Origin of the sequence: Halomonas marinisediminis, from assembly GCF_004347715.1 — a bacterium.
Lineage (GTDB): Bacteria > Pseudomonadota > Gammaproteobacteria > Pseudomonadales > Halomonadaceae > Halomonas > Halomonas icarae.
Map to the genome: position 1 here is coordinate 16,129 of NZ_SLTR01000012.1, position 21,214 is coordinate 37,342.

At 62.7% G+C, this 21,214-nt stretch carries 23 protein-coding genes; 9 read left to right on the top strand and 14 right to left on the bottom strand.

The genetic code is table 11. From position 1 onward, the window contains the following. Window positions 1-11: 11 nt before the first annotated feature. From E0702_RS09910 to argC, 14 genes are all read right to left on the bottom strand, one after another. Complete coding sequence (locus tag E0702_RS09910) at window positions 12-548, bottom strand: F0F1 ATP synthase subunit delta (RefSeq protein WP_132043362.1); 537 nt, start codon at window positions 546-548, stop codon at window positions 12-14. An 11-nt stretch (window positions 549-559) separates the two neighbouring features. Next, the gene (locus E0702_RS09915; protein ID WP_132043364.1) at window positions 560-1,030 is read right to left on the bottom strand and encodes a F0F1 ATP synthase subunit B; all 471 of its coding nucleotides are present in this window, start codon (window positions 1,028-1,030) and stop codon (window positions 560-562) included. A gap of 76 nt (window positions 1,031-1,106) precedes the next feature. Continuing rightward, window positions 1,107-1,334, bottom strand: coding sequence for a F0F1 ATP synthase subunit C (atpE, locus tag E0702_RS09920; protein ID WP_023006402.1), 228 nt, complete (start codon window positions 1,332-1,334; stop codon window positions 1,107-1,109). Window positions 1,335-1,412: 78 nt separating this feature from the next. After that, window positions 1,413-2,240, bottom strand: coding sequence for a F0F1 ATP synthase subunit A (gene atpB, locus E0702_RS09925; RefSeq protein WP_132043366.1), 828 nt, complete (start codon window positions 2,238-2,240; stop codon window positions 1,413-1,415). A 16-nt stretch (window positions 2,241-2,256) separates the two neighbouring features. Then, complete coding sequence (locus E0702_RS09930) at window positions 2,257-2,649, bottom strand: ATP synthase subunit I (protein ID WP_132043368.1); 393 nt, start codon at window positions 2,647-2,649, stop codon at window positions 2,257-2,259. Between the two features lie 177 nt (window positions 2,650-2,826). Beyond that, entirely contained in the window at window positions 2,827-3,744 is a 918-nt protein-coding gene (locus E0702_RS09935) for a ParB/RepB/Spo0J family partition protein (RefSeq protein WP_132043370.1), read from the bottom strand. Between the two features lie 36 nt (window positions 3,745-3,780). Beyond that, window positions 3,781-4,551 carry a ParA family protein gene (locus E0702_RS09940; RefSeq protein WP_132043372.1) on the bottom strand — a complete coding sequence of 257 codons (771 nt, stop codon included), beginning with the start codon at window positions 4,549-4,551 and terminating at the stop codon, window positions 3,781-3,783. 46 nt (window positions 4,552-4,597) lie between these two features. Continuing rightward, window positions 4,598-5,233 carry a 16S rRNA (guanine(527)-N(7))-methyltransferase RsmG gene (rsmG, locus tag E0702_RS09945; protein ID WP_132043374.1) on the bottom strand — a complete coding sequence of 212 codons (636 nt, stop codon included), beginning with the start codon at window positions 5,231-5,233 and terminating at the stop codon, window positions 4,598-4,600. Further along, window positions 5,230-7,134 (bottom strand): tRNA uridine-5-carboxymethylaminomethyl(34) synthesis enzyme MnmG, encoded by a 1,905-nt coding sequence (gene mnmG, locus E0702_RS09950; RefSeq protein ID WP_132043376.1) that lies wholly within the window; start codon window positions 7,132-7,134, stop codon window positions 5,230-5,232. The genes rsmG and mnmG overlap by 4 nt, the downstream gene beginning before the upstream one ends. 569 nt (window positions 7,135-7,703) lie before the next feature. Next, on the bottom strand, window positions 7,704-8,471 hold the full coding sequence (locus E0702_RS09955) for an amino acid ABC transporter ATP-binding protein (RefSeq protein ID WP_132043378.1): 768 nt from the start codon (window positions 8,469-8,471) through the stop codon (window positions 7,704-7,706). 13 nt (window positions 8,472-8,484) lie between these two features. After that, complete coding sequence (locus E0702_RS09960; protein WP_132043380.1) at window positions 8,485-9,156, bottom strand: amino acid ABC transporter permease; 672 nt, start codon at window positions 9,154-9,156, stop codon at window positions 8,485-8,487. Between the two features lie 109 nt (window positions 9,157-9,265). Further along, a complete protein-coding gene (locus E0702_RS09965; RefSeq protein ID WP_132043382.1) occupies window positions 9,266-10,054 on the bottom strand; it encodes a transporter substrate-binding domain-containing protein in 789 nt (262 codons plus the stop codon). Window positions 10,055-10,166: 112 nt separating this feature from the next. Then, entirely contained in the window at window positions 10,167-10,520 is a 354-nt protein-coding gene (gene erpA, locus E0702_RS09970) for an iron-sulfur cluster insertion protein ErpA (RefSeq protein ID WP_132043384.1), read from the bottom strand. A gap of 132 nt (window positions 10,521-10,652) precedes the next feature. Continuing rightward, on the bottom strand, window positions 10,653-11,687 hold the full coding sequence (gene argC / locus E0702_RS09975) for an N-acetyl-gamma-glutamyl-phosphate reductase (RefSeq protein WP_132043386.1): 1,035 nt from the start codon (window positions 11,685-11,687) through the stop codon (window positions 10,653-10,655). Window positions 11,688-11,795: 108 nt separating this feature from the next. Here argC and E0702_RS09980 point away from each other — a divergent pair, with 108 nt between their 5' ends. The 9 genes from E0702_RS09980 (at window position 11,796) to E0702_RS10020 (ending at window position 21,212) form a co-directional block, all read left to right on the top strand. Continuing rightward, window positions 11,796-13,655, top strand: a complete 1,860-nt coding sequence (locus E0702_RS09980; protein WP_132043388.1) for a chloride channel protein — start codon at window positions 11,796-11,798, stop codon at window positions 13,653-13,655. Window positions 13,656-13,693: 38 nt separating this feature from the next. Continuing rightward, window positions 13,694-14,125 (top strand): protoporphyrinogen oxidase HemJ, encoded by a 432-nt coding sequence (hemJ, locus tag E0702_RS09985; RefSeq protein WP_132043390.1) that lies wholly within the window; start codon window positions 13,694-13,696, stop codon window positions 14,123-14,125. Beyond that, on the top strand, window positions 14,125-14,970 hold the full coding sequence (gene thiD / locus E0702_RS09990; protein ID WP_132043392.1) for a bifunctional hydroxymethylpyrimidine kinase/phosphomethylpyrimidine kinase: 846 nt from the start codon (window positions 14,125-14,127) through the stop codon (window positions 14,968-14,970). The genes hemJ and thiD overlap by 1 nt, the downstream gene beginning before the upstream one ends. 125 nt (window positions 14,971-15,095) lie before the next feature. Then, window positions 15,096-16,388 carry a glutamate-1-semialdehyde 2,1-aminomutase gene (gene hemL / locus E0702_RS09995; RefSeq protein ID WP_132043394.1) on the top strand — a complete coding sequence of 431 codons (1,293 nt, stop codon included), beginning with the start codon at window positions 15,096-15,098 and terminating at the stop codon, window positions 16,386-16,388. A 49-nt stretch (window positions 16,389-16,437) separates the two neighbouring features. Further along, window positions 16,438-17,697: an AAA family ATPase gene (locus E0702_RS10000; protein ID WP_132043396.1), complete on the top strand. Its 1,260-nt coding sequence runs from the start codon at window positions 16,438-16,440 to the stop codon at window positions 17,695-17,697. 10 nt (window positions 17,698-17,707) lie between these two features. Beyond that, on the top strand, window positions 17,708-18,322 hold the full coding sequence (gene rdgB, locus E0702_RS10005) for an RdgB/HAM1 family non-canonical purine NTP pyrophosphatase (RefSeq protein ID WP_132043398.1): 615 nt from the start codon (window positions 17,708-17,710) through the stop codon (window positions 18,320-18,322). Further along, window positions 18,322-19,500: a radical SAM family heme chaperone HemW gene (gene hemW / locus E0702_RS10010; RefSeq protein ID WP_132043400.1), complete on the top strand. Its 1,179-nt coding sequence runs from the start codon at window positions 18,322-18,324 to the stop codon at window positions 19,498-19,500. Before rdgB ends, hemW begins: the two co-directional genes overlap by 1 nt. Before the next feature lie 94 nt (window positions 19,501-19,594). After that, entirely contained in the window at window positions 19,595-20,272 is a 678-nt protein-coding gene (locus E0702_RS10015) for an OmpA family protein (protein ID WP_132043402.1), read from the top strand. A 91-nt stretch (window positions 20,273-20,363) separates the two neighbouring features. Beyond that, a complete protein-coding gene (locus E0702_RS10020) occupies window positions 20,364-21,212 on the top strand; it encodes a 23S rRNA (adenine(2030)-N(6))-methyltransferase RlmJ (protein WP_132043404.1) in 849 nt (282 codons plus the stop codon). The last annotated feature ends 2 nt before the right edge of the window (window positions 21,213-21,214 follow it).

Below are 21,214 nucleotides of genomic sequence, written 5' to 3' on the forward strand. Positions count from 1 at the left end.
GTCCCTCAGACTCAGGCGGTAAGGGCTTCGGAAAGGCGGCTCAATCGACCACGCACCGACCCGTCGATGACGGTATCGCCGGCACGCAGGATGACACCACCGAGAAGCTCGGGATCCACCTGAGTGGTAATGGAGATTTCGCGATTCAGGCGCTTCTTGAGCGCGCCGGAGAGCTTGTCCTGCTGGGCCTTGGTGAGCTTGTAGGCCGACACCACGGTGACGTCGACGCGCTTCTCGTGATCGGCGAGCAGCGTCTCGAACTGTTCGCGGATAGCGGCCAGGGCCGGCAGGCGTCCCTTCTCACCCAGAGTGTTGAGGAAGCGGCCAGCCGCCTCATCGAGGTCGACCTCCGCCAGCTCGACCACCAGGGCCACCTTGCGCTCTGCATCGAGCTTGGGGCTGGCGAGAAGCTTGAGCGCCTCACGGCTCGTCACCACCATGGCCAGCTTGCTCAGCCAGTCGGACCAGGTATCCAGCGTCTGGTGATCGCGTGCGTACTCGAACGCCGCCTTGGCATAGGGCCTGGCGACGGTAGACAGTTCCGCCATGGATCACCTCCTCACAGTTCGGCAGCAAGCTTGTCGAGCAGCTTGCGATGGGCCTTTTCGTCGATGGAGGCTTCCAGGACACGCTCGGCACCGGTGACCGCCAGGCTGGACACCTGGGCACGCAGCTCATCCTTGGCGCGATTGACTTCCTGCTCGATCTCGGCACGAGCGGAGGCGATTATGCGCTCCCCCTCGACGCGGGCCTGCTCGCGAGCTTCCTCGACCATCTGGGAAGAGCGCTTGTTGGCCTGTTCGAGAATCTGTGAAGCCTGTTCCTTGCTTTCGCGCAGCGTCTGCTCGGCGCGCTCCTGGGCGAGTTCCAGGTCGCGCGACGCACGACTGGCCGCATCCAGGCCGTCAGCAATCTTCTTCTGGCGCTCATGAAGCGCATTGCTGATCGGTGGCCACACGTACTTTATGCAGAACCAGACAAAGATCGCGAAGGCGATCGTCTGCCCGATCAGCGTCATGTTGATATTCACGGGGCGGTACCTCTGACAGGTTCGTGTTGTCCGGAAACAAGCAAACCGAGCGCGCAGCGCTCGGTGCTGTCATGCATTAACCGGCAACGACGAAGATCAGATACATCGCGATACCCACGCCGATCATCGGCACGGCGTCGAGCAGGCCCGCCATCAGGAAGGTTTTGGTCTGCAGCTGGTCGCCCAGCTCCGGCTGACGAGCGGTAGACTCGAGCAGCTTGCCGCCCAGGATGGCGAAGCCGATGCCAGTACCCAGAGCGCCCAGGCCGATCATGAGGGAGGCAGCGATATAGACGAGTTCCATGGTAATGCTCCTGATTGAGAGTAGTTTAGGGTTAAGGGTTTAGGGTTGAAGGTTAAGGGTGTTGCAAGGGGTTCGACGTCAGTGGTGCTCGTGTGCCTGGCTCAGATAGACGACAGTCAGCACGGTAAAGATAAAGGCCTGCAGAGTGATGATCAGGATATGGAAGATGGCCCAGGGCACACTCAGGGTCCAGGACACCCAGAAGGGCAGCAACGCGATCAGGATGAAGATCACCTCACCGGCAAACATGTTACCGAACAGACGCAAGCCAAGGCTCAGCGGCTTGACCAGTAGACCGATGATTTCCATCACCAGGTTGAAGGGAATCAATGACCAGTGATTGAAGGGGGTCAGCGACAGCTCCTTGGCGAAGCCGCCAGCTCCCTTGACCTTGATGCTGTAGAAGATGATCAGGGCGAAGACACCGATGGCCATGCCCAGAGTGGCATTGGGGTCGGTGGTCGGCACGAGCTTCATGTAATCGATGCCGAGGCGGGCGAACACTCCGGGCGCGAAGTCGATCGGGACCAGCTTGAGGGCGTTCATCAGGAAGATCCAGACGAACAGCGTCAGTGCCAGGGGCGCGATCACCGGGTTGCGGCCGTGGAAGGCGCCACGCACGGTGAGTTCGATAAACTCGAAGACCACTTCCACCAGGTTCTGCAGCGGCCCGGGAACGCCGGTCGTCGCGGCCTTGCCGGCCTTGCGGAACAGCCAGATGAACAGCACCCCCATGGCGATGGACCAGCCCATGGTATCCAGGTGAATGGCCCAGAACCCCATCTCGCTGGCCTCCTCGGCACTGTGTGCCAGGGACCAACCATTTTCGGGGTGGTGGCCGAAGGTCAGGTTCTGGAGGTGGTGCTGTATATAGTTAGCCGCCGTGTTATCACTGCCTGCTGCCATGCGAAGATCACCTCGGTTAAGGGGTCGACCGCTCGCGCCTAAGCCATGCTGCCAGCCAGGGCATGAGATGGGTCGCCACGTATGCGCTGAAGAAAGAAATAGGGTTTGAGGGGGGCACTGCCACGAAGACCATTGCCAGCAGTGCCACCGTCAAACCGAACTTGCCCGCTTCCGCACGGTAAAGGTTCATCACGAACCGATGTGCCTGTCTCCCGCCTCGCGCCAGACTGCTTCGCCAGACGAAGAACACCTGGGGCAGCAGGCCGACCAGCGCCCCCGAGAGGGCCGACACCCCCACCTCGACGCCTCCCAGCAGGGTCAATGCGGCGACCAGGGCGAACATCACCAGGGCTTCGAGTCGCAGTAGACGCCAGCCCAGATTGTGCCGGCGAGTCACGGGATATCTCATCGTTTTCTCGCCGGATCCTTGGGTCGAGCCTGGCACAAGGCCAAAATCACCGCGGATTATAGGGAACCCCCTTCGGGGCTTCAACTGGAGCGGCAGGCTTTTCGCGTGTTTTCCGGCCACATTCCGACCAAAGGCGCAGAAATTGTCGACAACATGAGGCATATCATGCCGACTCGATTACCGGATGTGCTCCAGAATCCCGTCCAGTTCATCGAGGCTCGAGTAGCGGATGGTCACTCGGCCCTTGCCGCCGCGCCCATGCTGAATCTTCACCGGGGCTCCCAGGAGCTCGCCCAGTCGTGTCTCCAGCCGGGTGACATCGGGGCTGGGGGGGGGCGGCTCGGCCTTGCCGGGCTGCCCCTCGGCAAGCCGCTTCACCAGTGCCTCGGTCGCGCGCACGGTCAGATCCTGATTGACCACCTCGTGGGCAGCCTTGCGCTGCTTGGCAGCAGGCAGGACCAGCAGGGCACGTGCATGGCCCATATCAAGATCGCCTCGCTCCAGCAGGGTCTGCACCTCGGGGGCGAGGGCCAGCAGCCGCAGCAGGTTGGTGACCTGGGTGCGGGACTTGCCCACCGCGTCGGCCACCTGCTGCTGGGTAAGCTCGAACTCCTCCAGCAGCCGCTTGAGCGCCAGCGCCTCCTCGACCGGGTTGAGGTTCTCGCGCTGGATGTTCTCGATCAGCGCCAGGGCCAGCGCGACCTCATCGCTTACCTCGCGTATCACCGCGGGAATGACATCGAGTTCGGCCAGCTGGGCGGCACGCCAGCGGCGCTCCCCAGCGATGATCTCGTAACGATCCTTGGCCACCGGGCGCACCACGATGGGCTGCATTACGCCCTGGGCTCGAATCGAGTCGGCCAGCTCCTCCAGCGCCTCGGGCTGAATATCGCGGCGTGGCTGATACTTGCCGCGGGAAAGCTGGCCTAGCGGCAGACGCTCGAGGCGCTCGGCCGGCTCCGGCTCGGTGGCAGGATTGCTCGACACCTCACCGTCATCGAGTTCCACCTCGGGCAGATCGAGGCTCTCGCGGCGGCGGGCATTACCACCAATCAGGGCATCCAGGCCGCGTCCCAGGGCGCGTTTACGCGTCATCGACTTTCCCTCATCACTGATGTTGCACAACAGGAGTTACAGCGACAGGCGCCGAATCAGTTCCTTGGCCAGCACCCGGTGGGCCTGGCTCCCCCGCGAGAAGCGCGCATACTTGGTCACCGGCAGGCCATGACTGGGCGCTTCGGCGACCCGCACATTGCGGGGAATGGTGGCCTTGAGCAGGGTCTCGCCGAAGTAGTCGCGCAGCTGCTTGGTGATGTCGCGGGTCAGGCTGTTACGGGCATCGAACATGGTACGCAGGATGCCGAAGATCTCGAGCCCGGGGTTCACGCTGTCCTTGATCTGCTCCACGGTGTCGAGCAGCGCGGAGAGCCCCTCCAGGGCATAGAACTCGCACTGCAGCGGAATCAGCACCCCATGGGCCGCGGTCAGGCCATTGACGGTCAGCATGTTGAGCGACGGGGGACAGTCGATCAGCACCACGTCATACTCGTCTGCCACTGCCGACAGAGCGTTCTCCAGGCAGCGCTCGCGCCCCGCCTCTCGGTCCAGCAAGGCGACCTCGGCGGCGGTCAGGTCACCGTTGCCCGGCAGCAGGGCATAGCCCGCCTGGGGACAGTCGAGGATCACCCCGGTGGCATCACGCTCACCGAGCAGCACCTCGAGCACGCTACCATCCAGGTCATGCTTGTCGATGCCACTACCCATGGTCGCATGGCCCTGAGGGTCAAGATCGACCAGCAGCACACGGCGATCCAGGGCCGCCAGGCTGGCGGCGAGATTGACCGCTGTGGTGGTCTTGCCGACGCCACCTTTCTGGTTGGTCAGGGCGATGATCTTGGTCACGGGCAACTCCGTTGCGGGGAAACGCGGGTTGTCAGGGTGCCGGGGCTTATGTCCGGCGCTCTAGCACCACCAGCAGGCGAGTGCCGACATCAAAGGGCACCTCGAGGCGGTGGCGGGCCACCGGGGTGATCTCCACCGGCAGCTCGGCCAGCTCCTCGTCCACGGCGGGCCCCTTCATGGCCAGCCATTGGCCACCGGCCACCACTCGCTCACGGGTCAGCGCGACGAAATCGCCAAGACTGGCGAACGCTCGGGAGATCACCTGGTCATAGCGCTCCTCGAAGGCCTCTATCCGCGCCTGCTCCGGCGTTACATTCGTGAGCCCCAGCTCCATCGCCGCCTGACGCTGGAAGCGAACCTTCTTGCCGTTGCTGTCGAGCAGAGTCACCCGGAGTTCAGGCTTGAGGATCGCCAGCACCAGCCCGGGAAAGCCGGGCCCGGCGCCTACGTCCAGCAGCGTTCGCCCGCTCACGTAGGGCAGCACTGCGGCGCTGTCCAGCAGGTGGCGCGAGACCATCTCCTCGGCCGAGCGTATCGCGGTGAGGTTATAGGCGCGGTTCCACTTGTGCAACAGCCCGACCAGAGCGAGCAGCTGGCGACGCTGCTCCGGATCGACGCTGATCTCCAGCTGCTTGAGCCCCTCGTCGAGTCTCGCCTCCACCATGCCCTGTGACTCCGTCATGCGTTGGCCGCCTTGTGATCATCGAGGAGTCGTCGCTTCTTGAGGTGGATCAGCAGGATCGATATCGCCGCCGGTGTGATACCGGAGATCCGCGAGGCCTGGGCAAGCGTCTCGGGGCGCGCCTCCTCCAGCTTCTGACGAATCTCATGCGACAGCCCATCGACCCGGGTGTAGTCGAGATCAGCGGGCAACGGCGTTGCCTCGTGGCGCTTCAGCTTAGCGATCTCATCGCGCTGGCGGTCGATATATCCCTGGTACTTGGCCTGGATCTGCACCTGCTCGGCCACCGCCTCGTCGTTCACCGTCTGACCGTCGATGCCTGGAAGCCCCGCGACATCGCCATAGCCGAGTTCGGGACGCTTGAGCAGGTCCATCAGGCTGTACTCCCGGGTCAGCGCCTTGCCGGTCTTCTCGGTGATGATACCCGCCGCGGGACTGTCAGGCTGGACCCAGCTGGCCTTGAGCCGGGCACTCTCACGCTCGATGGCCTCGCGCTTCTCGCTGAAGGCCGCCCAGCGTACGTCATCCACCAGTCCGAGCTTGCGGCCCATCTCGGTGAGGCGCAGGTCGGCGTTGTCTTCGCGAAGCAGCAAGCGGTACTCGGCGCGGGAGGTGAACATCCGGTAGGGCTCCCGGGTGCCGAGCGTGATCAGGTCGTCCACCAGCACGCCGAGATAGGCCTCATCGCGTCCGGGGCACCAGGTGTCGAGCCCCTGTGCACGGCGAGCGGCATTGAGACCCGCCAGCAGGCCCTGAGCACCGGCCTCCTCGTAGCCGGTGGTGCCATTGATCTGCCCGGCGAAGAACAGGTTGGAGATAAACCGGGTCTCCAGCGAATGCCTGAGGTCGCGCGGGTCGAAGAAGTCGTACTCGATGGCGTAGCCGGGCCGGGTGATATGGGCATTCTCGAGCCCCTTCATGGAGCGTACGACCTGCAGCTGCACATCGAAGGGCAACGAGGTCGAGATGCCATTGGGGTAGAGCTCATGGGTATCGAGCCCCTCGGGCTCGATAAAGACCTGATGGCTTGCCTTGTCGGCGAAACGGTGGACCTTGTCCTCGATGGAGGGACAGTAACGTGGACCGACCCCCTCGATCGTCCCGGAGTACATCGGCGAGCGATCGAGGTTGGCATGGATGATCTCGTGGCTGCGCTCGTTGGTATGGGCGATGTGACAGCTTACCTGCCGGGGGTGCTGGTCACGACTGCCCATGAACGACATTACCGGGGTGGGTGAATCGCCTGGTTGCTCCTCCAGCTGGGAGAAGTCCAGGCTACGCGCATCCAGGCGCGGCGGTGTGCCGGTCTTGAGACGATCGACCCGGAATGGCAAGGCACGCAGACGGTCGGCCAGGCGGTTCGAGGGCGGATCACCGGCACGGCCTCCATGAGTGCTGTCGAGCCCGATATGGATGACCCCACCGAGAAAGGTACCGGTGCACAGCACCACGGTTTCGCCGAGAAAGCGAATACCGGTCTCGGTGACCACGCCCCGTACCTGGTCATTTTCGACGATCAGATCACCGGCGGCCTGCTGGAACAGCGTCAGATTCGGCTGATTCTCCAGCAGGCTTCGAATGGCTGCCTTGTAGCGCACCCGGTCGGCCTGGGCGCGAGTCGCACGCACTGCAGGCCCCTTGCGGGCATTCAGCACGCGGAACTGGATGCCTCCCAGGTCGGTGGCCAGTGCCATGGCTCCACCCAGGGCATCGATCTCCTTGACCAGATGACTCTTGCCGATGCCCCCGATGGCGGGATTGCAGGACATCTGTCCGAGGGTCTCGATGTTGTGGGTCAGCAACAGGGTCCGAGAGCCCATGCGCGCGGCGGCCAGGGCGGCTTCGGTTCCCGCATGGCCGCCGCCGATGACGATGACGTCGAAGCGGTCGGGGTAATCCAAGGTGCACCTCATTGGCGCTATGGCGCCTGTCTTGCGAGCTAGGGATGAAATCAGCCCGCCAGTATAAACCTCCTGTGGGTAATCGTCAGGGTTTTCCACACCCGCGTCGGCAGAGAGGTCTTTCCTCCGCCCGCCTATCAATTAATATCAGTATATAAATAAAGAAGTTCTGTAATGGTTGTAACTACTGGTGTGGACAATATCTGTGGATAACCATTTCCTCCCCTTTTTGATTAGTGACTTGCGTTGTTGACCACTAAGAGGAGAAGAGGCTGACAGCCTGCGGACTCAGGGTCCGGAACCTGTGGATGAAAGGAGGACCTGTCCACAACGGCAACCCTACACCGCTTGTCCACCGTCGGGTACCTGGCTTGTGCCCGTGGCTGTGAACAACCGCCGTAGTTATCCACGAACCCCTTGGGAGTGGGCCCCGTAGACGAAATGCAGGACATCAGAAGAAATTCTGTCCACAGTCAAAAAAATGGCCCAGCCGCGATGCGGCTGGGCCATTTTTCCTTTCCTCAAGGGCAGGGTTCATGAACATGTCTCATGAATAGGACATGGCAATCTCAGTGCTTCAGTACCCGCGAGAGGAAGCTGCGGGTACGTTCATCGTGCGGGCTATCGAAGATCTTCTCGGGTGGCGCCACCTCGGCGATCTCGCCCTTATGGACATAGATGACTCGATCGGCAACTTCCCGAGCGAACCCCATCTCATGAGTGACGATGATCATGGTCATGCCTTCCCGGGCCAGCTCACGCATGGCGTCGAGCACCTCGCCGATCATCTCGGGGTCCAGTGCGGAGGTAGGCTCGTCGAAAAGCATCAGCCGTGGTTCCATGGCCAGCGCCCTGGCCAGGGCAACACGCTGTTGCTGGCCGCCGGAGAGCTGGGCCGGATACTTCTCGGACTGATCGGCGATCCCGACTCGCTGAAGCAGGCGTTCGGCGGTTTCCACCGCGTCCTCCTGGTTCCAGCCGCGCACCTTCATGGGGGCCAGGGTGACGTTGTCACGCACGCTCAGATGAGGGAAAAGGTTGAACTGCTGGAACACCATACCCACTTCGGTGCGGATCCTCTGCAGCGCCTTGCCACTCTTGCCGTAGGGGGTGAGCTCGTTGCCGTCCACATCGATATGGCCGCTCTGAAACTCCTCCAGGCCATTGATGCAGCGAATAAGAGTCGACTTTCCGGAGCCACTGGCGCCGATGATCACCACCACCTCTCCGGGCATGACCTCCAGGTCGATGTCCTTGAGAACGTGCAGGTTGCCGAAATGCTTGTTGACCTTCTCCATCCGTACGATGGCAGAGGTCGTCTTCTCTTTCTGGGTCATGTGTTGGGCTCCCTTATTGGCCGACCAGGCCGCGACGCTCGAGCTGGCGTAGCAGGATCGACAGGGTCCAGGTGATGGCCAGATAGAGCAGTGCCACCATCAGGTAGACCTCCATGGCGGTGAAGGTGGTGGCGATATAGATCTGGCCCTGTCGCACCAGCTCGCCGACCCCGATCACGGAGAACAGCGAGGTGTCCTTGATGCTGATGATCGCCTGGTTGCCCAGTGGCGGAATCATGCGCCGCAATGCCTGAGGCCAGATGACGTAGCGGAATGCCTGGGTACGTGATAGCCCCAAGGAGAGCGAGGCTTCGCGCTGGCCGCGTTCGATGGATTGCACGCCACCCCGAACCACCTCGGAGATGTAGGCGCCGGAGTTGACGGCGATCGCGGCGATGCCGGCGGTCAGGGCGTTGATCGGTTCACCGAGAATCTGCGGCAGGCCGTAGAAGATGAACAGTACCTGCACCAGGATCGGGGTGCCCCGAAACACTTCGATATAGAAGATGGCGGGCAGGCGCAGCCAGAAGATCGGGCTGATGCGCATAAGACCGAAGATGATGCCGATCACGAAGCCGATGGCGAGACCGCCGAAGGAGATCAACAGCGTCCAGGGTACGCCCGGCAACAGGTGGGGTATCGAGCTGAAGGCGGCCGCCCAGTCGAATTGAAAGGTCACGTCCACGAGAAGTTCTCCGGGAGTGTTAAACGACACGGGGCCGGGAGGTCATGCCGCCCGGCCCCGCGGATACTCGCGTCGCCCTTGGGCGACGATATCGGAAGGGGGAGCCGCCTCAGTCGTCGCTGGGCGCCTCGCCGAACCACTTGGAGTAGATCTCGTCGTAGGTGCCATCTTCCTTCATTGCAGCCAGCGCCTCGTTGACCGGTTCAACCCACTCGCTGCCCTTGTGGAAGACGATGCCGTACTGCTGTCCTTCGTAAAGTGGGCCGACTACCTTGGTACGCCCTTCGCCACGGGTCTGGGCGAAGTAGCCGACATTGGGTGCATCGTAGAAGGTGGCATCGACGTTGCGGCCGAGCAGCGCCATGTACATGTCGGAGGTGCCCGGATAGGGTGTGATCTCGGCGCTGTCGCCCAGCTTCTCCTGGAGGAAGTCGTAGCTGGTGGAGCCGATTTTGGTGGCCACGGTCAGGCCTTCGAGATCCTCGAGGCTCTCCACCTCGTCGTTATCGGCTCTCACCATGATGCGTAGGCCGGAGTCGTAGTAAGGATCGGAGAAGTCGACGATCTCGGAGCGCTCTTCGGTGATGGTCACACCGGCGATGGCGATCTCCTGGCTACCGGTCTGGATCGCCGGGATGATGCCGTTGAACTCCATGGTGGTCAGGTTGACCTCGAAGCCGGCGCGCTCGGCCACTTCATGGATGATATCCATGTCGAAGCCGACCATTTCGCCGGTCTCGGTATCCAGCATCTCGAAGGGGACGAAGCTGGGGTCGGTAACCACATTGACGGTGGCATCCTGGGCCAGGGCGGAGCCGGCCAGACCACTGCCCAGCGCCAGGGCGCTGGCCATAAGAGTCTGTTTCAGGAAGGGTGAAGCCGTAGTGCTATTCTTCATGGGGTTCCCCTGTTCTTGGGACTTTTCTATGGGACTCGCCGTGCCAACCTTGGCGAGATTCCGACAGAGCGTCAAGTTGGGGAATTTCACGCTCCACACCAGCGGTGCGGTGTTACACCATGAAGGAGGCGCCACAGCCACAGGTGGTACTGGCGTTGGGGTTCTGAACCAGAAAGCGAGCGCCGGCCAGTCCCTCCTCGTAGTCGACGGTGGAGCCCACCAGATACTGGTAGGAGAGAGGGTCGACCACCAGCGCCACATCACCGAACGCAATGACGGTATCGTCGTCGGCGATATCGTCGGCGAAGTCGAAGCCATACTGGAAGCCCGAGCAGCCGCCACCGGTAACATAGACGCGCAGCTTCAGCTCGCTGTTGCCCTGTTCCGCGATCAGCGCGCGCAGCCGGGCCCGTGCGCTGTCGGACAGCATCAGAGGCGTGGGGACGAAGGATTCGGCTTCGCTCATGGTGGACTCCAAGGGATGGAAGTGTGACCGGTCATTATCCGCAAACCCCAGTAAAAGGGTCAACTTTGTGTCGTAGGACCTCCTCTGCGACCTTCCCTTGGCGCCCTCAATGTCTGGTGGGAGGGCCCCGGATTAGGGCATCAGGGCGGGGGCAGCCAGGCCGGCGTTTTCGTCGAAGCCAAACATCAGGTTGAGGTTGTGGATCGCCTGACCCGAAGCGCCCTTGACGAGGTTGTCGATCACCGAGAGCACGACCACGGTATCGCCGTCGCCGGGGCGATGCACGGCGAGCCGGCACAGATTGACACCCTTGACGCTGCGGGTCTCCGGGTGGCTACCCGGCGGCATCACATCGACGAAGGGCTCATTGGCGAAGCGTTGTTCGAACAGCCCCTGTAGGTCGTCGTGACTGCCGGTGAGGCGGCCGTAGAGGGTGGCATGGATACCGCGAATCATGGGCGTCAGATGGGGCACGAAGGTCAAGCCTACCGCCCGGCCCGCAGCATCGCCCAGGCCCTGGCGGATCTCCGGCAGGTGGCGATGGCCACTGGCGCCGTAGGCCTTCATGGATTCGCTGGCCTCGGCCAGCAGCGAAGGCACCTTGGCGCCGCGACCGGCACCGGTGACGCCGGACTTGCAGTCGGCAATGATACGCTCGGCATCGATCAAGCCGGCCTCGAGCAGTGGCAGCAGGCCGAGCTGGACGGCGGTGGGATAGCAGCCGGGTACGGCGATCAGGCGTGCCTCACGAATCCTGTCGCGATTGACCTCGGGCAGGCCATACACCGACTCGTCGAGCAGTTCCGGGGCTCCATGGGGCTGGCCATACCACTCGGCCCACTCCGCGGCATCACGCAGGCGGAAGTCGGCGGAGAGATCGATGACGCGAGTGCCCTGCTCGAGCAGCTCACTGGCCAGGGCGTGGGCCACGCCATGGGGAGTGGCGAAGAATACGGCATCGCAGGCGCCGAGACGCTTCGCATCGGGTTCGCTGAAGGTCAGGTTGTCATAGTGACCACGCAGATTGGGGTAAAGATCGGTGACGCATAGGCCCGCTTCGGAGCGTGAGGTGATCGCTTCGACTTCCACCTCGGGGTGCTGGGCCAGCAGCCTGAGCAGTTCGACGCCGGTGTAACCGGTGCCGCCAACGATTCCGACCTTGATCACGTAAGCCTCCTTGGATTGATGGGTGCCGGGCTGTCAACGCCCCGCTGGGATATGATACACAGGTGAAAGACCGGAAGGTTGTCACTCAGTCGTAAAGGAAACCACGACGTGCCGCGTTTGCCACGCTTCGATGTCGGCCAAGGACTGGAGCGCTTTCGCCACCAGCTTGCCAATGTGGATGCACTGCCGCAACTCTGCGTTCTGGGTGTTGTGGCGGGAGTGCTGACCGGCGTCCTGATGGTGGGGTTTCGCAGCCTGCTGGAACTGGGTGGACTGTGGCTGTTCCCCGCCGATAGTCCCGAGGCTTTCGAGCCTATTCCACCGGCGCTGCGCAGTCTTATGCCACTGGGAGCGGCGCTGCTGATCGGGTTGTGGATGAGGTCGACTCCTCAGGCTGGTCGCCAGGTGGGGGTCATTCACGTGATCGACCGTCTGACCTATCATCAGGGACGTTTTCCGCTGCGTAATTGGCTGACCCAATGGGTGGTAGGCCTGATCTCTGTGCTGGGGGGGCTTTCCGCCGGCCGAGAGGGACCGGCCATTCATCTCGGAGCCGCTGCCTCTAGCGGCCTTGGACAGCGTCTGCGGCTACCCCACAACAGCCTGCGCGTGCTGGTTGCCTGTGGCACGGCGGCCGGTATCGCCGCCTCCTTCAACACCCCGATCGCCGGGGTCATCTTCGCCATGGAAGTAGTCATGATGGAGTACACCATCATCGGCTTCATGCCGGTGATCCTGGCCTCCACCATGGGGGCGGTCGTGGCACAGATGGTCTATGGCCCGGATCCCGCCATCTTCGTGCCCGATCTTCATCTCAACTCGTTGCTCGACCTGCCGTGGATCATCGTCAGTGGCCTTGTGATCGGTTTGCTTGCCGGTCTGTTCGTGAGGGTGTCGCGGCTGGGTGAGCGCCTGGAGCCTCTGCCCATGGCACTGCGCTTCCTGATGGCAGGTGGTGCCGTAGCTGTTGTGGCCTGGTGGTATCCCCAGGTGCAGGGCATGGGCTACGACACCCTGCAGGCCACGCTCAGCGGTTCGGTGGCGGTGGATGTGCTGATCGCTGTAGCGGTCGGCAAGCTGTTGCTGACCGCCGGCACCGTGGCCTGCGGAATCCCGGTCAGCATCATCGGGCCGGTATTGGTGATCGGTGGTGCCGCCGGTGCGCTATGTGGCATGGCGGGCCACTGGCTGCTGCCCATCGAGGCATCCGATCCGGCGCTGTTCGCCATGCTGGGCATGGCGGCGATGATGGGGGCGGTTCTTCAGGCACCGCTGGCGGCATTGATGGCGCTGCTCGAGCTCACTCACAACCCCAATATCATCCTTCCCGGCATGCTAGCGGTGGTGATCTCCTGCCTGACCGCACGACAGCTCTGCCGCTGTGGTGGTTTCTTCCTCAGCGTGAAGCGTCAGGGGCTGCACCCCCTGCAGCAACCCTTGATGCAGGCGCTCTCGCGGGTCTCGGTACCGGCGGTGATGGATCGTCGGCTGGAGCGTACCCAGCGCATGGTGACCCAGGCGAAGGCGCGAGCGCTGCTGACGTCCGAGCCAGTGTGGATCCTGATCGAGCGTTCCAGCGACGAGAAGCCGATACTGGCGCTCAAGGCAGCGGATCTGGCTCGCTGGCTCACTGCCCAGGAAGAGGCCGTCCTGGAGGAGAAGGAGAGCGAAGAGTCATCCGTTGAAGGCGAGGTGCCCAATGATCGACAGGGTCGGAAGGAAACTCCGAAAGAAAGAAGCAGGGACAAAGGTGATCCACCCATGATCGACCTGCTGGAGATACCCGGCGAGCGCCTGGAGCTCGCCCCAATCGGATTGCAGGCCACGCTCTCCGAGGCGTTCAACAAGCTCAACGACTCGATGCTCGATGCGCTCTATGTCGAGCATGGTCATCGGCCGAAGCAGAAGCGCATTTCCGGTATCATCACCCGCGGGGACATCGAACGCTTCTATCGCGTCGGTGGCTGACGTCTCCCATCATCTCATCGGTCCCGCAAGGAAATCCCATGTATCTGTGGTTCAAGGCCCTGCATCTTATCGTCATGGTGACCTGGTTTGCCGCCATGTTCTATCTACCCCGGCTCTACGTCTATCACGCCATGGCGCGTGACCGGGGGGAGCAGCAGGCAATCGATCACTTCCTGGTCATGGAGCGCAAGCTCTATCGCGGCATCATGACCCCCTCGATGATTGCCGTGCTGCTCTTCGGTGGCCTCATGCTGGTGCTCAATCCTGGCTGGCTGACTCAGGGGTGGATCCATGCCAAGCTGCTGCTGGTGGCACTGCTGGTCGGCTATCACCATGTCTGTTTGATCTATCTGAAGCAGTTTGCCGAGGCACGTTGCCGACGTGGCCATGTCTTCTTTCGCTGGTTCAACGAGTTGCCGGTGATCGCTCTGCTGATCATCATCTTCCTGGCCGTGATCAAGCCATTCTGATGGCAGACGACGTGACTTACGAACCCCATCTTCCGGTGGTGCTGGTACTGGCGGGCCATGACCCGACTGGCGGCGCTGGTCTGGTAGCCGACGCCGAGGCAGTGGCTGCTGGTGGCGGCTGGGCGCTTACCGTCCCTACGGCCTTGACCGTCCAGTCCTGTACGGATGTCTCCAGGGTGCTGCCTGCCGACCCCGGTGTCATGCGAGCCAGTGTCGCTGCCCTCGATGAGTTCGAGGTGGCGGCGATCAAGCTCGGTCTGGTGGCCGATCTGGCAACTCTGGATGCCGTCAACGATATCCTCGAGCGTTTCCCCGGGGTGCCGGTAGTGGCCGATCCGGTGCTCCGCGCCGGCGGGGGAAGAGAGTTATCCACAATCGAGCTGATCGACGCGTACCGGGAACGGCTGCTGCCGCGGGTGGATATCCTGACCCCCAACCGGGGTGAGCTGACGAGGCTTTCGCCGCAACTGTGCGAGGACACGGAGCGAGCCGTGGCGCTGATGCGTCTCGGCTGTCAGGCGGTACTGGTGACCGGAACCGATGACCCTGAACCCGGCGCACCCGCGGATCGGGTGACACACACACTGCACGCCATTGACCAGAGTCGTCAGTGGAGCTGGCCGCGGCTGGCGGGGCAGTTTCATGGCTCCGGCTGCACCATGGCGGCTTTCCTGGCCGCACGCCTGGCCCTTGGGGAGTCGCTGGTGGCGGCGTGTGAACAGGCCCAGGCCTTCACCTGGGACGCCCTCTCGCACGGTTGGCGACCCGGCTCGGGCCAGGCACTGCCGCGTCGCCTCTGGCACTTGCCGGTGGCGACGCATCGCGGATCATTCGCTTCTCCCTGATGGAGGGATGGTGTTTGGCGGCCGAAGCATCGAGAATGGGGGAATTGAAGACGTTTGCCCCCTTTTCACTCCCTGTGAATAGCTTATCCAGAGAATTATCCACAGCATCGAGGACAGAATACGACATGACAACCTCCGCTCAGCTTTTCGCTCAGGCCTGCCGACATATTCCCGGTGGCGTCAATTCGCCGGTGCGTGCCTTCAAGGGACTGCATCGTCCGCCGGTGTTCATGGAGCGCGCCCAAGGAGCTTACCTGTTCGATGTGGAGGGCCAGCGTTATGTGGATTATGTGGGTTCCTGGGGCCCGATGATTACCGGCCATGCCGATCCCGATGTGCTGGGCGCGGTGCGCAGCCGCCTCGACAACGGCCTCTCGTTCGGGACCCCCACCGCCATCGAGACCACCATGGCGGATCTAATCTGCGAGATGATCCCCTCCATCGAGATGGTCCGCATGGTTAACTCCGGTACCGAGGCCACCATGTCGGCGATCCGTCTAGCGCGTGGCGTCACCGGGCGTGACAAGATCGTCAAGTTTGAGGGCAACTACCACGGTCACTCCGACTCCCTGTTGGTCAAGGCAGGCTCGGGAGCACTGACCCACGGCGAGCCCAGCTCTCCCGGGGTTCCCGCATCCCTGGCCGAGCACACCATCACCCTGGCCTATAATGATGTCGAGGCAGTGGAGCAGTGCTTCGAGGAGATCGGCGATCAGGTGGCCTGCATCATCGTCGAGCCAGTGGCCGGCAATATGAACTGCATTCCCCCGCAACCCGGCTTCCTGGAGTGCCTGCGTCGAGTCTGCAATGCTCACGATAGCGTGCTGATCTTCGACGAGGTGATGACCGGGTTCCGTGTGGCCATGGGCGGGGCCCAGGCGCACTATGGCGTGCGCCCCGACCTGACTTGCCTCGGCAAGATCGTTGGCGGTGGCATGCCGGTGGGCGCCTTTGGGGGGAATGAAACCCTCATGTCCAATATTTCGCCGTTGGGCCCCATCTATCAGGCGGGCACGCTATCCGGTAACCCGCTGGCCATGGCGGCGGGCATCGCGCTTCTCGGCAAGTTGCGTGAGCCCGGCTTCCATGATGCTCTGTCACAACGGGTCGACACCCTTTGCCACGGCTTGCAGGAGCGTGCCGATGCGGCAGGCGTGGAGATGATCACCCAGAGTGCCGGGGGCATGTTCGGCCTCTTCTTCACCGGCCAGAGCCGGGTCGACAACTTTGCCCAGGCCACCGCCTGTGATGCCGACGCCTTCCGTCGCTTCTTTTCGGCGATGCTCGACGAGGGTGTCTATCTCGCGCCGTCGGCCTACGAGGCGGGCTTCATGTCCAGCGCCCATACACCGGAGGATATTCAGTTCACCCTGGATGCCGCCGAGAAGGCCTTCGTGGCTATGCAACGTCAAGACTGAGCAACGTCAGGACTGACGCACTATCGAATCCACCACCGGGAGAATCACCATGCGTCATACCTTGGACGCCAACAAGGCCGGCAGTGGCGAAAGTCTTGAGCTGGAATCGCTTATCGATGCCCTGGTGGCCCATCATCGCGATGCGATACCCCACGCTGCCGTGGCGCAGGATGCCGGTCGGCCATTGACGCTGGCCATGAAGGCCGAGCTGGCGGAGATCCGCGGGGCCCTGTGGGATGAAGGGGAGCGTGAGCGGCTCGACCAGCTGGGCGAGTGGCTGGAGCAGGACCTGGTGCGGCTGACGCCCATCCTCGAGGCGCGTGCCAATCGGCAGGTACCGAGTTGGGCGCTGCACCATCCCGAAAGCCGACTGTGTCACGGCGGACGCCCGCTGCTGGTCAATGCCATCGGTCGTGACCTGGAGGTGCCGGGGGCGGATCTCGTCGACGATCCGGCAAGCGACCTGGCGGCGCTGCTAGTGGGCCTGGAGGGGCGCGAGACTCCGGAGTTGTCGCGGTTGGCGCTGGATCGCTATCTGCGCCAATCAGGAGACTATGAACTCGCCCGTCTGCTTTCGCTGTTCGGAACCTGTCATGCGTTGACCGCGGCTAGACGTGCCCTGCGGCGTCGACTCGCGGATGGGGTCGATACGGAAAACTCCGCTCTGCTGGCCGAGAGCATGGCAGAGTGCCGTCGCTACCTGGCGCTTGCCGAGCGGATTGCGGAGTTTCGCTTTCCACCACTGGTGATCGCCGTGGGCGTCTCGGGCAGTGGCAAGAGCCGCTTTACGCGTGGGCTGGTGACTGGCCTCGGTGCGATTCGTGTCAGTTCAGAGGCTGAGCGTCAGCGTCTTGCACAGCTTGAAGAGAGTTCAAACCATCCACAGGACGATTCCGTTCAGAGGGGTGTGGATATCTTCGGTGAGGCAGCCACGGCAGCGACCTATCGACGGCTTGCCGCCTGTGCCGGCTATCTGCTCGATGCCGGTATTCCCGCCTGTGTGGATGCCACCTGCCTGACCCGCGCCCAGCGCGATCAGTTGCGTCAGCAGGCCGAGGCCCGTGGCCTCCCCTGCCTGCTGGTCAGCTTCGAGGCCGATGATGCCACCCTGCGGCGGCGCATCGAGAAACGAGCCACGCGCCAGGGTGTCCCCGTCGAGGAGAGCCTGGCGGTATTGGTGCGGCAGCAGCAGCGGTTCGAGTCGTTCGGCGACGAGGAGCGTCTGCATCTGGTCCATCTCGATACCACCGCGGACAATGCCGCCGATACCCTACTGGGGTTGATCGAGGAGCACGTGAAGCTTGCCTGAGAGAAATGTCATGATCACTCCCGCTCGCCTGGTGCTTGCCAGTGGCAATGCCGGCAAGCTGCGCGAGTTCGCCCAGCTGCTGGGGCCGCTGGGCTGCCAGGTATTCCCACAGTCGGACTTTGCCGTCTCCGAGGTGGAGGAGAGCGGCCTGACCTTCGTCGAAAACGCTCTATTGAAGGCGCGTGAGGCCAGTCGTGTCAGTGGCCTGCCGGCGCTGGCCGATGATTCAGGCCTCGAGGTCGATGCCCTAGAGGGGGCGCCCGGTATCTACTCGGCTCGCTATGCCGGCGAACCGAAGAGCGATGCGCGCAACAATGCGAAGCTGCTCGAGGCGCTGGCCGAGGTTCCCGAAGGAGCCCGCGATGCACGCTACTGGTGTGTGCTCGTGTACCTTCGCCATCCCGAGGACCCGGTGCCGTTGATCGTGCAGCGCAGCTGGGAGGGGCAGATCCTCGCCCATCCGCGTGGCGAGGGAGGCTTCGGTTATGATCCACTGTTCTGGCTACCCGATCAGGGCATGAGTGCCGCCGAGCTGTCGGCGGCGGAGAAGAATCGCTTGAGTCACCGCGGGCGGGCGCTGCAGGCACTGGTCGAGCCATTCCGTCGAGTCGGCGGGAGCCTCTGATGGCATTACTGCCCATGCTTCCGCACTTGGCACTCTATGTGCACGTACCCTGGTGTGTGCGCAAGTGCCCTTATTGCGACTTCAACTCGCATGGCGTCGGCCGCGATGCCGGACTGCCCGAGGAAGCCTATCTCGACGCCCTGCTCGCCGACCTGGACGCCGACTTGCCGCTGGCGGGGGGGCGCGAGCTGGTCAGCCTCTTTATCGGCGGTGGTACGCCGAGTCTGCTCTCTGCGGATTTCTATCGTCGCCTGCTGGCGGGAGTAGCCGAGCGACTGCCCTTGGCCCGCGATATCGAGATCACCCTCGAGGCCAATCCCGGCACCCTGGAGCGGGGTCGCTTCGCGGGCTACCGCGCGGCGGGTATCAATCGTCTGTCGCTAGGAATACAGAGCTTCCAGGCGGCGCAGCTCGAGGCGCTGGGCCGCATCCACAGCGGTGATGACGCCGAGGCCGCCTTCGTCGAAGCCCGCGAGGCCGGTTTCGACAACCTCAATATCGATCTGATGCATGGGTTGCCGGGCCAGACCCCCGAACAGGCGCTGCAGGATCTTGAGCGTGCCCAGGCGCTGGGACCCGAGCATCTCTCCTGGTATCAGCTCACCCTGGAACCCAATACGGAGTTCTACCGCTATCCGCCGGCTCTGCCCGAGGAGGAAGCACTCTGGGAGATCCAGGATCGAGGCCATGAGCGTCTCGAGGCTTCGGGTTACCATCGATATGAGATATCGGCCTATGCGAGACAAGGGTATCGATCGCGGCATAATCTCAACTACTGGCGGTTCGGTGACTATCTAGGCATCGGCGCCGGCGCCCATGGCAAGTTGAGCACACCCGGCGAGGAGGATGGTCTGCATATCGAACGCCGCTGGAAGAGTCGTCAGCCTGACTCCTATCTGCGCCGGCGCCACGATCCGCGTGGTTTCGTTGCCGATGCGCATCGCGTCAGCGAGGCCGATCTACCGCTGGAGTTCGCCATGAATGTCCTGCGACTCCCCGAGGGGGTGCCGATGACACTGTGGCGTGATTCCACCGGTTTGCCAGAAAACTTGCTGGCCGAGCGTCTTGTGACCGCTCGTGAAAAAGGAATGTTGGTGGAAGCGGCCCATAGGCTTCAAGCTTCGCCTCGAGGTCTACTATTCTTGAATGAATTGCTGGCATCGATCGACGAGCAATGACGATGCCGCCTGTGAAAAGGCTCATCGCAACCTTCGCCATTAACGGCCCCCATGGATGATAGATCGGGCCCTTTGAACCAAGGAGATATTCACGATGACCAAGCCATTTCGCCTTGTTGCTCCGTTGGCTGCCGCTGTTCTACTGGCGGGCTGTGCCACCACGGACCCCTATAGCGGCCAGACCAACCGCAATCAGACGGGAACCGGTGCCGCCATTGGCGCGGTGGTGGGCGCCGCCGCTGGTGCACTCAGCGGTGATGGCAGCACCAGCCGTCGCGACCGAGCTCTTATAGGTGCCGCCGTGGGCGCCGCAGCGGGTGCCGGTGTCGGCGCCTACATGGATCGTCAGGAGCAGCAGCTTCGTCAGAGCACCCAGGGCACCGGCATCGGCGTCGACCGTCGCGGTGACGATATCGTCCTGAACATGCCCAGTGAGGTGACATTTGGATTCGATTCCAGCGACCTGACGTCCAATGCGCGCAATGCCCTCAATGATGTGGCCAGGGTGCTGACTCAGTATGACGATACCCGCGTCAATATCGGGGGGCATACCGACAGTACCGGAGACGCCGGCTACAACCAGCGCCTCTCCGAGCGTCGTGCCCAGGCCGTGGGCAACTATCTCGCTCAGGCAGGTGTGGCGGGTAGTCGCCTGAACATGGCCGGCTACGGCGAGAACCAGCCGGTGGCCAACAACAACACCGAGCAGGGTCGTGCCCAGAACCGTCGTGTCGAAATCACCCTCTCTCCCATTCAGAGCCGCTTCGAGTAAGCGCTATCTCACAGCAAGCGGTAAGCTGTCGGGCTCGTCACACATGTGACGAGCCCTTTCTCTTTCTGACCGATTCGCGGATCCTTCTCCCATGCTCTCCTATCAGCACGCCTATCATGCCGGCAACTTTGCCGACGTTCATAAACATCTGACGCTGCATGGGGTTATCAATCATCTATTACGTAAAGAATCATCTATTACGTATATTGATACTCATGCCGGCCGAGGCCTCTATCCTCTGGCCGCGGAGGAGACAGCTCGGCTGCATGAGTACCGTCTGGGGGTTCTACCCCTATGGGAGTCCCGTAGATCGCTTTCGACGGATGGACTTCTGCATGGCTGGCTGGCGGCCCTGGCCGAGGTACAGTCGGATCCGTCACGGTTGAGCCACTACCCAGGATCGCCCTGGTGGATGAGCCGGTGCCTGCGCTCCCAGGATCGTCAGTTGCTCTTCGAGCTGCATCCAGGGGAGCATGAGCATCTGACGGAACAGACGCTGGACGGCGCCGTCCGTAAGATCCATGGCGATGGCTTGAAAGGATTGGTGCAGCGTTTGCCGGTGAAGACGCCGCGTCTCTGTGTGCTGATCGATCCCAGCTACGAGCGCAAGCAGGAGTATGTCGAAGTGGCCGATACGCTGTCGACGACCCTGCGTAAGGCGCGGCATGCCGTGATAATGGTGTGGTATCCGCTATTGCCGGCGGGACGCCACCACGAGCTGCTTGAGGCGATCAAGGCACATGGGCTACGCAAGGTGTGGCGCAGCGAGTTTATGCTGCATGCTTCCAAGGAAGGGATCGGCGGCATGTATGGCAGCGGCATGTTGATAACCAATCCACCCTGGGGGCTTGATAAGCACCTGGCCGAGGCCATGGCGAGAGTAGCGCCCCTGCTATCGCGAGAGGCCCGCTACCAGGCCGACTGGTGGGTGGGCGAGTAGCG

Bases quoted from the DNA above. Each gene is read 5' to 3' on its own strand.
- E0702_RS09910 (WP_132043362.1), bottom strand. From the start codon at position 548: ATGGCGGAACTGTCTACCGTCGCCAGGCCCTATGCCAAGGCGGCGTTC.
- atpE (WP_023006402.1), bottom strand. From the start codon at position 1,334: ATGGAACTCGTCTATATCGCTGCCTCCCTCATGATCGGCCTGGGCGCT.
- atpB (WP_132043366.1), bottom strand. From the start codon at position 2,240: ATGGCAGCAGGCAGTGATAACACGGCGGCTAACTATATACAGCACCAC.
- E0702_RS09930 (WP_132043368.1), bottom strand. From the start codon at position 2,649: ATGAGATATCCCGTGACTCGCCGGCACAATCTGGGCTGGCGTCTACTG.
- E0702_RS09935 (WP_132043370.1), bottom strand. From the start codon at position 3,744: ATGACGCGTAAACGCGCCCTGGGACGCGGCCTGGATGCCCTGATTGGT.
- rsmG (WP_132043374.1), bottom strand. From the start codon at position 5,233: ATGACGGAGTCACAGGGCATGGTGGAGGCGAGACTCGACGAGGGGCTC.
- E0702_RS09955 (WP_132043378.1), bottom strand. From the start codon at position 8,471: ATGACCCAGAAAGAGAAGACGACCTCTGCCATCGTACGGATGGAGAAG.
- E0702_RS09965 (WP_132043382.1), bottom strand. From the start codon at position 10,054: ATGAAGAATAGCACTACGGCTTCACCCTTCCTGAAACAGACTCTTATG.
- erpA (WP_132043384.1), bottom strand. From the start codon at position 10,520: ATGAGCGAAGCCGAATCCTTCGTCCCCACGCCTCTGATGCTGTCCGAC.
- hemJ (WP_132043390.1), top strand. From the start codon at position 13,694: ATGTATCTGTGGTTCAAGGCCCTGCATCTTATCGTCATGGTGACCTGG.
- thiD (WP_132043392.1), top strand. From the start codon at position 14,125: ATGGCAGACGACGTGACTTACGAACCCCATCTTCCGGTGGTGCTGGTA.
- hemL (WP_132043394.1), top strand. From the start codon at position 15,096: ATGACAACCTCCGCTCAGCTTTTCGCTCAGGCCTGCCGACATATTCCC.
- E0702_RS10000 (WP_132043396.1), top strand. From the start codon at position 16,438: ATGCGTCATACCTTGGACGCCAACAAGGCCGGCAGTGGCGAAAGTCTT.
- rdgB (WP_132043398.1), top strand. From the start codon at position 17,708: ATGATCACTCCCGCTCGCCTGGTGCTTGCCAGTGGCAATGCCGGCAAG.
- hemW (WP_132043400.1), top strand. From the start codon at position 18,322: ATGGCATTACTGCCCATGCTTCCGCACTTGGCACTCTATGTGCACGTA.
- E0702_RS10015 (WP_132043402.1), top strand. From the start codon at position 19,595: ATGACCAAGCCATTTCGCCTTGTTGCTCCGTTGGCTGCCGCTGTTCTA.
- E0702_RS10020 (WP_132043404.1), top strand. From the start codon at position 20,364: ATGCTCTCCTATCAGCACGCCTATCATGCCGGCAACTTTGCCGACGTT.